General features: G+C 60.1%; 11 protein-coding genes and 1 pseudogene. 3 read left to right on the top strand and 9 right to left on the bottom strand.

Going from position 1 to position 11,463, the window contains the following annotated elements; translation table 11 throughout:
• Together HLUSI_RS28695 and HLUSI_RS0113950 are read left to right on the top strand one after the other, a co-directional pair.
• Window positions 1-1,052 (top strand): annotated as a pseudogene (locus tag HLUSI_RS28695) (helix-turn-helix domain-containing protein); the annotation flags it as partial.
• Window positions 1,053-1,097: 45 nt separating this feature from the next.
• Window positions 1,098-1,778 carry a Vgb family protein gene (locus tag HLUSI_RS0113950; RefSeq protein WP_016834552.1) on the top strand — a complete coding sequence of 227 codons (681 nt, stop codon included), beginning with the start codon at window positions 1,098-1,100 and terminating at the stop codon, window positions 1,776-1,778.
• A gap of 26 nt (window positions 1,779-1,804) precedes the next feature.
• On the opposite strand, the gene HLUSI_RS0113945 is transcribed toward HLUSI_RS0113950, so the two are convergent.
• The gene (locus HLUSI_RS0113945) at window positions 1,805-2,101 is read right to left on the bottom strand and encodes an ArsR/SmtB family transcription factor (protein WP_016834551.1); all 297 of its coding nucleotides are present in this window, start codon (window positions 2,099-2,101) and stop codon (window positions 1,805-1,807) included.
• A gap of 111 nt (window positions 2,102-2,212) precedes the next feature.
• Between HLUSI_RS0113945 and HLUSI_RS0113940 the strand changes: the two genes are divergently transcribed.
• Window positions 2,213-3,301 (top strand): NADH:flavin oxidoreductase/NADH oxidase, encoded by a 1,089-nt coding sequence (locus HLUSI_RS0113940; protein ID WP_016834550.1) that lies wholly within the window; start codon window positions 2,213-2,215, stop codon window positions 3,299-3,301.
• A 65-nt stretch (window positions 3,302-3,366) separates the two neighbouring features.
• On the opposite strand, the gene HLUSI_RS0113935 is transcribed toward HLUSI_RS0113940, so the two are convergent.
• The 8 genes from HLUSI_RS0113935 to HLUSI_RS0113900 form a co-directional block, all read right to left on the bottom strand.
• Entirely contained in the window at window positions 3,367-4,089 is a 723-nt protein-coding gene (locus HLUSI_RS0113935; RefSeq protein WP_016834549.1) for a GGDEF domain-containing protein, read from the bottom strand.
• A complete protein-coding gene (locus HLUSI_RS0113930) occupies window positions 4,089-4,478 on the bottom strand; it encodes a DUF1987 domain-containing protein (RefSeq protein WP_016834548.1) in 390 nt (129 codons plus the stop codon). The genes HLUSI_RS0113935 and HLUSI_RS0113930 overlap by 1 nt, the downstream gene beginning before the upstream one ends.
• Window positions 4,479-4,553: 75 nt before the next feature.
• Window positions 4,554-5,126 carry a SiaB family protein kinase gene (locus HLUSI_RS0113925; RefSeq protein WP_029363515.1) on the bottom strand — a complete coding sequence of 191 codons (573 nt, stop codon included), beginning with the start codon at window positions 5,124-5,126 and terminating at the stop codon, window positions 4,554-4,556.
• A gap of 5 nt (window positions 5,127-5,131) precedes the next feature.
• Entirely contained in the window at window positions 5,132-6,415 is a 1,284-nt protein-coding gene (locus tag HLUSI_RS0113920; RefSeq protein ID WP_016834546.1) for a SpoIIE family protein phosphatase, read from the bottom strand.
• A gap of 305 nt (window positions 6,416-6,720) precedes the next feature.
• Window positions 6,721-7,107 (bottom strand): DUF427 domain-containing protein, encoded by a 387-nt coding sequence (locus tag HLUSI_RS28690; protein WP_040503501.1) that lies wholly within the window; start codon window positions 7,105-7,107, stop codon window positions 6,721-6,723.
• Window positions 7,108-7,196: 89 nt separating this feature from the next.
• Window positions 7,197-7,433, bottom strand: coding sequence for a hypothetical protein (locus tag HLUSI_RS0113910; protein ID WP_016834544.1), 237 nt, complete (start codon window positions 7,431-7,433; stop codon window positions 7,197-7,199).
• 115 nt (window positions 7,434-7,548) lie between these two features.
• Window positions 7,549-7,830, bottom strand: coding sequence for a hypothetical protein (locus HLUSI_RS0113905; RefSeq protein WP_016834543.1), 282 nt, complete (start codon window positions 7,828-7,830; stop codon window positions 7,549-7,551).
• 156 nt (window positions 7,831-7,986) lie between these two features.
• On the bottom strand, window positions 7,987-11,400 hold the full coding sequence (locus tag HLUSI_RS0113900; RefSeq protein ID WP_083830954.1) for a CheR family methyltransferase: 3,414 nt from the start codon (window positions 11,398-11,400) through the stop codon (window positions 7,987-7,989).
• Between the last annotated feature and the right edge of the window lie 63 nt (window positions 11,401-11,463).

The following is an 11,463-nucleotide window of genomic DNA, read 5'->3' as shown; positions in this document are numbered from 1 at the left end:
GAAGAACTGGCGCGCGCCCGTTGCATCGTCGCCGAAGCCGAGGTGGCGCTAGCCGTACGCGACATCGGCAGTTCGCCGCGTGCACTGGCGGCGGCCACGGTCGCGCTGGACGCCCACGGCGATCGCGCCAACGCCGTGCAGGCGCGGCTGATTGCGGTGCGGCGACTGGTATTGCTGGGTCGTCTCGAGCAGGCCGAAGCGGCGCTGGCGCGGCTCGATGCGCGCGGCTTGTCGCCGGCGCTCGCAGCGGTTGCCGCGTTGACGGCGGCGGAACTGGCTCTGCGTTCGCTGCATATCGATGCCGCGCATGCGGCGCTGACGCGTGCGCATGATGCAGCGATACAGTCCGGCGTGCCGGCTTTGCTGGCCGAGGTGACGGAAACGCGGTCGGCGCTTGCTCGTCCCGCGGCCCGGCGTGTTTCCGCAGGTCGCGAGCAGACTTTACGGCTGGATCAGGTTGCTGCACTGTTGGCGTCGGAGGCGTTGGTGATCGATGCTTGCCGACGCGGTGTGGCGGTGGGGGATGGGGCTGGATCAGGATCAGGATCAGCGTGGAAACCGTTGGCGCGCAGGCCGGTGTTGCCGCACTGGCGGAAGCCTGGCCCGGCGACGTCGATCGCGAAGCCTTGATCGCCCGCGCCTTCAATACACGCCGTCCGGACGAATCGCACCGCGCACGTTTGCGCGTGGAAATCGGTCGCTTGCGTGCGCTGGTCGCGACGCTGGCGCAGATCGAGGCCACCCCGCGCGGCTTCGTGCTCAAGCCGCTGGACGAACGCGAAGTCGTGGTGCTGGCGCCGCCCATTGCCGGCGACCAAGCCGCGTTGCTGGCTTTGCTTGCCGACGGTGAAGCATGGTCGACGTCATCTCTGGCGTTGGCGCTTGGCGTCAGTCAGCGCACCTTGCAGCGCGCACTGGCCGGACTGGAAGCGGCTGGCCATGTACGCGCCATCGGCCAGGCGCGCACGCGCCGCTGGCTGTCGACGCCGCTGGCCGGAGGCGCTGGAATCACGACAATCTTGTTACTCCCTGCTGCGCTGGCGATGGACTAAAGTTGTCCTGCCGCGCCGATCACGGCGCATCAACAGGAGACGGCAATGACCAGCAACACCACTCTGAAAACCAAACCTGAAGCGGGCGTGCATGCCGCCGAGATCGTGCGCGAGTACGGCCCCTTTCCCGGCGTCGAGCGCGTGCACGGCGTCACCTGGGATGGCAGCAATGTCTGGGCCGCGACCGGCGCCAGTCTGATCGCCTTCGATCCCGCCAGCGGCGACGCCACGCGCACGTTGCAGCGCGCCTGCGACGCCGGCACCGCCTTCGACGGCACCTATCTGTACCAGATCGCCGAGCAGCGCATCGACAAGATCGATCCCGCCAGCGGCAAGGTGCTGGCATCTATTCCGGCGCCCGGTCAGGGCTTCGACTCCGGCTTGACCTGGGCCGAAGGCAGTTTGTGGGTGGGGCAGTATCGCGACCGCAAGATCCACCAGATCGATCCGGCCACGGGCAAGCTGATCCGCAGCATCGATTCCAACCGCTTCGTCACGGGCGTGACCTGGGTCGATGGCGAACTCTGGCACGGTACCTGGGAAGGAGAAGAGAGTGAAATCCGCCGCATCGATCCGGCCAGCGGCGCCGTCATCGAACGGTTGGCGATGCCGCGCGACACCGGCGTCAGCGGTCTTGAGTCGAACGGGGCGGATCTGTTCTATTGCGGCGGCGGAGCCAGCGGCAAGGTGCGTGCGGTGCGGCGTCCGAAAGGCGCGGCCGCCTGAGGCCGCAGGAGGTAAGGTAAGAGCGGTTACTGCGCCAGGATCGCCGTCAGCAGTCCCGGAAAGCGGCTGTCGATGTCGGCCCGGCGCAGCGTATTCATGTGGCTGGTGCCGGTGGTTTCGGTCAGCACCAGGCCGGCCTCGCGCAATACCTTGAAATGATGCGACACGGTCGATTTCGGCCGGCCACCGTCCAGTTCGCCGCAGGTCGCGGCTTCCACGCGCGCCAGATGCCGCACGATGTCCAGGCGGATGGAGTCGCTCAAGGCATACAGCACGCGCTCAAGGGCCAATTCGCTGACGGCAGGGTGTTTGTAGGGACGCATGTGCGCATGATACACCTTGGGGTATAATTGTTCCATTGTTCGTATATATTCGAAATAACGAACAAATTGGCCAATCTCATTCCCCCCTATTTTGTTTAATAAAGGTGTTCCATGTCCGCATTGTTCCAGCCCTTCAAGCTCAAAGACGTCGCCTTGCGCAATCGCATCGCGGTGCCGCCGATGTGCCAGTACTCCGCCATCGACGGCAAGGTTACCGACTGGCACCTGTCGCATTACGCCGGCATGGCGCGCGGCGGCGCCGGTCTGGTGATCGTCGAAGCGACCGGCGTGTCTCCCGAAGGCCGCATCACCCCGGGCTGCACCGGCATCTGGTCGGACGAACTGGCGCAGGCCTTCGCGCCGATCGTGCGGGAAATCAAGGCAGCCGGCGCGGTGCCTGGCATCCAGATCGGCCATGCCGGCCGCAAGGCCAGCGCCAACCGTCCATGGGAAGGCGACGACCATATCGCAGCGGACGACGCGCGCGGCTGGGACACCATCGCGCCGTCGGCAATTGCTTACGGCAAGGATCTGGCCAAAGTGCCGCGCGCCATGACGCTGGACGATATCGCCCGCGTGCGCCAGGACTTCGTCAACGCCGCGGTGCGTGCGCGCGACGTCGGTTTCGAATGGCTGGAACTGCATTTTTCGCATGGCTACCTGGCGCAGACTTTCTTCTCGGCGCACTCGAACCGGCGCGACGACATCTACGGCGGCAGCGTCGAAAACCGCAGCCGCTTCCTGCTCGAAACCCTGCGCGCGGTGCGTGAAGTGTGGCCGGAAAACCTGCCGCTGACCGTGCGTTTCGGCGTGCTCGAATACGACGGCCGCGATGAGCAGACATTGGCGGAATCGATCGGCCTGGTGCGCGAATTCAAGGCCTCCGGCATGGACATGATCAGCGTCACGATGGGCTTCACCATTCCCGAGACTTCGATTCCCTGGGGCCCGGCTTTCCTCGCGCCGATCGTCGAACGCGTGCGCCGCGAAGCGGATGTGCCGGTATCGTCGGCCTGGGGTTTCGGTACGCCGGAGATCGCCGAGCGCGTGGTCAAGGAGCAGCAGCTCGACCTCGTCATGGTCGGTCGCGCGCATCTGGCCAACCCGCACTGGGCGTATTTCGCGGCGAAGGAGCTGGGTGTGGAACGCGCCTCGTGGACGTTGCCGGCGCCGTACGCGCACTGGCTCGAGCGCTATTGATTATGGATTGTTGATGTGACGGGTGAGCGGCGCTCTGCAGCGCCGGTTGCGCGTCCTTCAGTGCATCAGTCCAGCGGCGGAGCGTCGCGCTCAACGCGATTGCGTCCGCCGTGCTTGGCCTTGTACAGCGCCGCGTCTGCGCGCGCATAGGCATTTTCAAAGTCACTGCCGGCCTTGCTCCAGGACACGCCGAAGCTGGCCGTCACGGGACGCGACGGCAGACCGGAAAACAATTCCCCCGCAATCGTCAGCCGCACCTTCTCCGCCAATTGCACCGCTTCGTCCAGCGAGGCATTGCGCAGCAGCACCGTGAACTCTTCACCGCCGACGCGGCCGATTTCACCTTTGCCGTCGAGCGACTTGCGCAGGCGGTTCACCAGTTCGCGGATCACGGCGTCGCCCGCAGGATGGCCGAACTCGTCGTTGATGCGCTTGAAAAAATCGATGTCGAGCACGATCAGCGACAGCGACGAATCTTGCAGGAAGCGATGCGCCAGATCGAACACCGCGCCGCGATTGAGCGCGCCGGTCAGGTTGTCGTGCCTGGCCTTGTAATCGAGCTCGTCGCTGAGTTGCTTGAGGCGTGAATTGAGCAGGTTGAGCTCGCGCTCGGTGCGGTCGCTGCGCGCAATCAGGCGGCGGCTTTCGCGCATCAGCTGGCCGTAGCCCTGCACCAACTCCTTGAGCGCGACGCGATATTCATTGGCGCTGACGACATCGTTGGCCAGCACATCGTTGGCGTTGGCCAGCACTGCCGTTTCGGCTTCAAACAGGTCGATGTCGCTCATCAGCTTTTCACCGCATGGTCGTTGAACACCAGATCGGGAAAGTCTTCCTTCAACTCCTGGCCGAACTCGAAAATGGTGTCGTCGTCTTCGTCGTGGTACCAGTTGAGTACGACTTCAGTGCCGGCCTTGGCCTTGTCGTTGAGCGTGCCGAACAGCGAGAACAGCATCTTGGTGCTGGAACTGTTGAAGTAGGCCAGCGCAACGTTGATCGTCACTGCCGTGGTGCCGGCGTCTTCGGACAGGAAGCTGCGCAGCGCGGCAATGATGTCGCCCCAGAACTGCGCCGCGTTCTCCGGATAGGATTCGCCCTTCAGTGATAGTTGCCGTTCGTCGAAACGAAAATCGACTTCGGGGGAACTCGGGCTTGCCGCTATAAATAAATTGTCCATATACTCATTCTTGATAGGCAGACAGGCGATGGCGCCCGTCGCTGTTTTTCGTTTTCTGATGTGTCCTGCACGTCTTCAGATGGTCGCCCGCAAATAGAACATCGAGGTGCCGCTGTCCTTGCCTTCGCCGCTGGCCGGTGACAATTCAAATTCCAGCGGTGCGCTGGCATCGCGCGCCATGGTCAGGAATCCCAGTCCCGCACCCTTGCTGTCGGCCGGCGTTTCGGCGCGCAGCGTTTCCTTGTACTCGAGCTTGATCTCGTCAATGGTCAGCGAGCGCAGGTGCTCCAGCTTCTCGCGCAATTTCTCCGCCACGACCGCATTGACGGGGTTGGCGCAGTGCAGGTAATAGCGCTCGTCGGTCAGTGAAATGAACACTGCGCCATGTCGCATGGAGGCCTCGCTGTTGCCTTCTTTTTCATATGAATCCGCCGAGTAGTGCACGATATTCTGGGCCATCTCGATGAATGAAGAAAACAGTTTGCGCCGCGTCTGCGCCACCGCACCGGCATGCTCGACGCGCAGCTTGACCGCGTCGGCCATGGCCGCAATGATGGTTTGCGAAAAATAGCCGACGTAATAAAAGATGACGTCGCGTCTCTCGACGTAACTGTGGAAATCGTCCCACTGTCGCTGAATGCCGTTCATGCCGCTCATGCCGTTCCACTGCGTTGTTGATGATTGATGAAGGATCCGCCCACGCGGAAACCGAAAAAGGTCAGGTCGTCGCGACGGCGTTGCTGGCCTTGATAGAGGCGCTGTTCCTCCATGATTTTTTTGCCGACCTCGGCCATCGGGAAATCACGATGTTCCAGCAATGACTTGCGCAGGCGCTGTTTGCCGAAGGCGATATTTTTCGGACCGCCGATCTGGTCGATGATGCCATCAGTGGCGATCATGACGATGGCGCCGTCACCCAGCTGCACCTCGCGGTTGCTCCATTGCATGTCGTCGGGCGTGTCGACGTAGCCGAGTCCGGTGCGCTCGCCGTCGAATGTCTGCACGGCGTCTTCACCCGACTGCAGCGTGAGCAGCGACATTTTGGCGTTGGCGCAGGTGAGCCGGTGCGACGCCGCATCGAACCAGAAGAAGCAGGCATCCATGCCGTCGTCGGATTCGGACAATTGCGTCGCGGAGGCGTGCTGCCCCAGCACCTGCTTCATGCTGCGGTTGACTTCGCCCATGACCAGCGCCGGATCGCGCGGACCGTGTTGCTCCAGCGCCTGCTTGATGGCCGACGAGGCGATCAGCGTGAGGAAGGCGCCCGGTACGCCGTGGCCGGTGCAATCCGCGACCGCGGCAAACCAGCCGTCGGGGAAACATTCAAGATGATAAAAATCGCCGCCGACCACGTCGCGCGGTTCCCAGACCAGGCAGGCATCGCCGATGGCCTGCGCCATTGCCGTGCGCGAGGCGCTCAGCATGGCGCGCTGGATCACGCTGGCGTAATCGATGCTTTGCATCACCTGGCGATTTTTTTCGGCTTGCAGGTCGACCAGCATGCGCATCAATCCGAGACCGGAACCGAGACCGGCGAACTTGCCGCCGTCGACGATGAGGAACCCGTCGGCCAGCGTCTTGTCGCCCGAGGCAACCGCCAGCGCACCGAGCATTTCGATTGGCGTATCGGCTTCGACGATCAGCGGATCCTTGTCCATGAAGGCGATGCAACTCTTCTTTTCATAGAGCTCGCGGTGATACGGCTTGGACATCTGCGACATGAAGATATTGCGGCTGATCAATCCGATCGGATGGTTGTTCTCGAGCACCGGCAGACTCACCAGTTCGCGGTGACAGCCGAAAATTTCCAGCACCCTGGCGTTGTTTTCCTCGAAGGTAATCACCGGCACGTCCACTGCCAGGGCCTCGGCTGTCGGCTGCTGCAGGTGGCGGCCCATCATCGGTGCGAGGCTGAAATCGATCTGAGGCTGGTTCATATCCGGGGGTAAATAAGCTAAGCGAGCGAGGCAAGCATGTTGTTCAACATGCAATCTTAATGCGCTTGTATGACAGCGATATGACGTTCACTGGCGCCAAGGGCATCAGGCGATGGGCGACCGGAAACGGAAAGGTACGGAAATAAGCGGATATGAAGAAATGTGGTGCCGGTATGTTTCCCGACCGCCGGCTCCGGTAGGTGCAATGCAAATTGCGCTTGATCGGGATTGTAGGGAGCGATTTTGACAGGCATGTGACAGCATTCCCTGGCGGGATGCCCGTCGGGGGAGATTCAGAAAACAGCTTAGGCTGGTTTCGGCGTGATCACGATTTCAGGCAATTTGTCGTCATAAAACGCCAACCGCCCCTTGAGCGCCTGGTGCTCATCGTACGGCTGCTCGTACGACCAGACGGCATCATTCAGGACTTTGCCGTCGAGCACCAGATGATAGTAAGTTGCGGCACCCTTGAACGGACATGCCGAGGTGGTGTCCGAACGCTGCAGCAACTCGCTTCTGACGGCCGACCGCGGAAAATAATAGCGCGGCGGGTTGCCATCTTCCCGTACGAGGATGACGTCGCCCGAATCGACGAGCATTTGCGTGCCCACCGCGACCCTGACGTTTCCCTCGACAGTGGTTTCTTGCACCTTGTGGTTGGGATGCTGCTGATGTCCTGGGGATTTACTCATGCTGATCTCCGCGGTTGATGGCGTTCTCTGCAGTGTGCAGAGAAATGAATGGATGCAAGGACTCGGAGGGCGATTCACGCCCTTGCTGCTCAGGCGGTGCGGTCCTTGATGTCGCTATGACCGGCATGCCCCGCGCAATGCGCGCAGCAATAGAACTTGCCGGCTGCTTCGACGCCATGGCCGATGATGCGGCATTGGCAATGTGCGCACTGCGGAGCCATGGCGTGTATTGCACATTCAAAGCTGTCGAAAATGCGGCTCTCGCTACCTCTCTGAATCGTGAAGGCCTTGTCGTAGTCGTTGCCGCAGACGGAACAGATTGCCATGATGCTTCTCCTTCAAAAAAGATCGGAACAGGAAGCGGCGCAGGTCGTATCACGAACATGGGCCGCGCACGCAACGACGCTTGGATGCGAAGCCATCGGCGGCTGCAAGCCTGGCCTAGTCGTCGTCACAGATGTTGTAGCCGATGCCGTGCGGCATGTTTTCCCGGGCGAACGCCGACGTTGCGTCAGGCCTGGACGACAGCGCCGTTTTACCTGCCTCGCCGGTGGAGCGCTGGTCGCTGTTCTGCTCAGCCGCGTCAGCCTGTTCGGAACGGCCGTCACGGGGGGCCCGGGGCGGATTCCGGTCGGGAGAGTTGGCGGGCTGATTCCTGCGGCCATCCTGCTCCGCCTTGGCGTGGCCCTGGTAACTGCTGCCACGGGTATTTTCGCTGGACATGTTTTTTCCTCCACAGATGATCGCGCCTGAATGACGTGGCTTCATCAGCCTAGAAAGAAACAGTCAGTTTTTGAAGGTGGTAATTTTCTCTTTTGCTTGTAGGTTATCGCTGTCGGCGCTGTCGGCGCTGTCAGCGAGCCCATCTTCGCGCCGGTTTTACCTTGGTTCGCCGTGGAAAATATTTTTGACGATCTCGGCAAAATTCTTCAAATCGATGGGTTTCTGCAGATGCGCGGTGAAGCCGCTTTCCATGGCCGTCTGAACATCAATCGCACGGCCGAAGCCCGTCAAGGCGATCACCGGAACGGCACTGCCCTGCGGTTGTTTCCGAAGCAACGCGATGAACTGATACCCATCCATTTTTGGCATGGCGATATCGGAGACGACCAGATCGAATTGCCGGCGCGCTGTTTCCGCCAGTGCTTCGACGCCGCTGGATTTGGCGGTGACGATAGCGCCATGCGAGCTCAGCAGGTCGCGCAGTGTTTCCAGGTTCTCGATATGGTCATCGATCAACAACAGTGTTTTCCCGTGCAGCAGGTCGAGGTCTTCGTCAATCGGCTGCAAGGGCGCGTCGGCATGATCGCCATCATACAGCGGTAGCCAAACGGAAAATTTCGCCCCTTTCTCCAAGCCGCCGGACTCGACCTCGACACGCCCGCCGTGACTCTCGGCAAGCTGGCGGACAAGGGCCAGGCCGATACCCAGGCCGCCGTGTTCGCGTGTTGTCACGGCATCAGCCTGCTCAAACATTCTGAAGATATGCGGCAGGAAGTGCGAGGAAATCCCTTTTCCGGAATCCGATACCGTAATCAACGCATTGCTACCCTCTACGCCCAGAGTGACGAAAATCTTGCCGCCGGACGGCGTGAATTTGACTGCATTGCTCAACAGATTCCAAAGAATCTGTTCCAGCCGGGTCGTATCCCCGAAAACCAGCAGCGAGGGAACCGCGCTTTGATAGCGTAATTCAATGCCCTTGTTTTGCGTGTCCGTCTCAAAAACACGGGTAATTTTTTCTGTGATGCCGACAATGTCGACCAGGGTCTTCCTGAGGGTGAGTTTCCCGGTTTGTGCCCTGGAGAGATCAAGCAGGTCGTCAATGATTTTTGCCTGTGTCTGTACGGTCGAACGGATGACGTCGGCAATGCGCGTTATTTTCCCCTGATCCTGCGTCAATGGAATGCGCTTGAGCAGTTCAGCGTTGAGCTGGATCAGATTCAGCGGATGCTTCAGTTCATGGGACAGTACCGCCAGGAATTCTTCGCGCAGACGCACTGCTTCCTCGGCCTTCAACCTGGTCGCTGTTTCCAGCGCCAGCCGGGCTTCGCGCTTGGTCTCCAGTTCCTTGCTGCTGGTGAGATCCCGGGCTATTTTGGCATAGCCCGTCATTTCCTCATCGTCGAGCCTGGTGAGAATGCCGCTGCAGAATACCTTGGTGCCGTCTTTGCGCAGATGCCAGCGCTCGTCCGAGGCGTGTCCTTCTTTTTTTGCGGTGGTCAGTTCCTGCGCCGGCACCAGGTTATCCCGGTCTTCCGGCGTAAAGATGCGATCCAGGTGCTGTCCGAGGATTTCTTCCTCGCTGTAACCGAAGATACGCTCGGCGCCGTTGTTCCAGAACGTGATCTTCCCCGTCGGATCCATTGTGATGATGGCGTAGTCGCGCGTACTTGCCGCTACTACCCGCATACGCAATTCTTCCGCCGCAAGTTTGCTTTGCGCCAGGTGCAGGCTGGTGATGTCAATGAAAGTCAGCACCAGTCCGCTGATCTGGTCTTCATTCGTGCGATAGGGGATCAGCCGCGCGATGTAGCGATGGCCGGTATCGCTCTTTACCTCGCGTTCACAGGGACGCAAGGTTTCGAAGACCCGGGCAGCATCCTCTTCCAGCAATTCATACTCAAGGCGATGGCTGATGTCCAGCAACGGCCGGCCGACATCCGTTGGAATCAGCTTGAAAATGTCCGCCGAGCGCGGAGTATAGCGTTTGATGCGCATCGACCGGTCAACGAATATCGTGGCGATCTCCGTGGCCGAGATGAAGTTCTGAAGATCGTCGTTGCTCTTGCCGGTTTCGTCGACCTTCATTTTCAATTCGTGATTGACGGTGATCAGTTCTTCATTGATGGACTGCAGCTCTTCCTTGCTTGTTTCCAGCTCTTCGGTGGTCGATCTCAGCTCTTCGTTGATCGCCTGCAATTCCTCGTTGGACGCCTTCAGTTCTTCGGCGGATGTTTCGTATTGCTCGATGGTCGTTTGCAGTTGTCCCTTGGTGATGAAAAGTTCGTTTTCAAGCTGCTTGGCAATGAACGAGGTCCCCGATTCTTCGTGGTGGTCAATCGGCTCGTCCGTTGCGGACTCATTGAACAGGATCAGGATGAACTGATTCTGCAGGCCTTCATCGGGAATGATCCGCAGGGTCAATGCAATATTCGAGCGCTTGCCATCGCGCTCGACGGAGACTTGTCTGGTTTCCGCATTGGTGTTGTTTTGCTGGACTTGAAACAAGGCCGTCCGCAGTTCCAGCCGCAATTCGGGAATGATCAGCGCCACCAGATCGTGCGACGGTTCGCCGGTCGGATAGCGCAGATATATTCCTGCCGTCTTGGAAACATGCACCACCTCTCCCGTGCGATTGATGAGCACGCTGGGCGGCGCGTATTGCTCGATGAGCCGCTGGTGCAACTCAGCGTAACGCACGGCGGGACGCGACTCGACCTCGATGTAATTGCGGATCTCGGGAGCGCCATGACGGCGATAAGGCAGCGGCGGCACGTAGTGCGCACCGTGCGTCATGACGACGGCGCGATAGATGCGGTTCTTCTTGTCGACCGGGGTGAAGTACTTGGACGCCACCTCTGCGGACTCCGAACTGCCCAAATAAAGATAGCCGCCGGGAACGAGTGCGAAATGAAACATTTCGAACACTTTTTCCTGCACCTCCCGATTCAGATAGATCAACAGGTTGCGGCAACTGATGAGGTGCACCCGCGAAAAGGGCGGATCCCTCAGGATGTTATGCGCCGCAAAGAGCACTTTCTCGCGCAGCGTTTTCTTGATGCGGTAATGCCCGTCTTCGCGGATGAAGAATTGCCGGAGCTTGCCAGGAGCGACATCAGTCACGATCGACTCCGGATAGAGTCCCTGGCGCGCGATGCTGATGGCGCGATCATCGATGTCGGTGGCGAAGACCTGGATATCGACCGATGAATTCAACAACGCGCGCTGTTCCGCCAGCAGCATGCCCAGCGAATACGCCTCCTCGCCGCTGGCGCAGCCCGCAGACCAGACGCGGATCGGCGCGCCTTTCTCGGCGCCGGCGAAGATGGCCGGAATGTATTCGCGTTCCAGTGTCTCGAAGCTTTCCCGGTCACGGAAAAAATTGGTGACGCTGATCAGCATGTCCTGCAGCAGGGATGGCGTCTCGTCCGGATGCGTCGTCAAATATCGAAAATATTCCTGCAACGATGCCGTCCTGCTGACTTGCATGCGTCGTTCGATTCGCCTGAGGACCGTTGCTTTTTTATAATGAGAAAAATCATGACCACTGCGCGTCCTGAGGAGATCCATGATGGAAATCAATGTATCTTCAGCCGATTTTTCGTCGTGCGGATTCTCATCCTGAACATCGAT

This window comes from Herbaspirillum lusitanum P6-12 (assembly GCF_000256565.1).
Taxonomy (GTDB): Bacteria; Pseudomonadota; Gammaproteobacteria; order Burkholderiales; family Burkholderiaceae_D; genus Herbaspirillum; species Herbaspirillum lusitanum.
This window is presented reverse-complemented; position numbering and strand designations above follow the sequence as displayed.

Excerpts from the sequence above, each read along its gene's own strand:
- HLUSI_RS0113950 (WP_016834552.1), top strand. The coding sequence starts at position 1,098 with ATGACCAGCAACACCACTCTGAAAACCAAACCTGAAGCGGGCGTGCAT.
- HLUSI_RS0113945 (WP_016834551.1), bottom strand. The coding sequence starts at position 2,101 with ATGCGTCCCTACAAACACCCTGCCGTCAGCGAATTGGCCCTTGAGCGC.
- HLUSI_RS0113940 (WP_016834550.1), top strand. The coding sequence starts at position 2,213 with ATGTCCGCATTGTTCCAGCCCTTCAAGCTCAAAGACGTCGCCTTGCGC.
- HLUSI_RS0113935 (WP_016834549.1), bottom strand. The coding sequence starts at position 4,089 with ATGAGCGACATCGACCTGTTTGAAGCCGAAACGGCAGTGCTGGCCAAC.
- HLUSI_RS0113930 (WP_016834548.1), bottom strand. The coding sequence starts at position 4,478 with ATGGACAATTTATTTATAGCGGCAAGCCCGAGTTCCCCCGAAGTCGAT.
- HLUSI_RS0113925 (WP_029363515.1), bottom strand. The coding sequence starts at position 5,126 with ATGAACGGCATTCAGCGACAGTGGGACGATTTCCACAGTTACGTCGAG.
- HLUSI_RS0113920 (WP_016834546.1), bottom strand. The coding sequence starts at position 6,415 with ATGAACCAGCCTCAGATCGATTTCAGCCTCGCACCGATGATGGGCCGC.
- HLUSI_RS28690 (WP_040503501.1), bottom strand. The coding sequence starts at position 7,107 with ATGAGTAAATCCCCAGGACATCAGCAGCATCCCAACCACAAGGTGCAA.
- HLUSI_RS0113910 (WP_016834544.1), bottom strand. The coding sequence starts at position 7,433 with ATGGCAATCTGTTCCGTCTGCGGCAACGACTACGACAAGGCCTTCACG.
- HLUSI_RS0113905 (WP_016834543.1), bottom strand. The coding sequence starts at position 7,830 with ATGTCCAGCGAAAATACCCGTGGCAGCAGTTACCAGGGCCACGCCAAG.
- HLUSI_RS0113900 (WP_083830954.1), bottom strand. The coding sequence starts at position 11,400 with ATGGATCTCCTCAGGACGCGCAGTGGTCATGATTTTTCTCATTATAAA.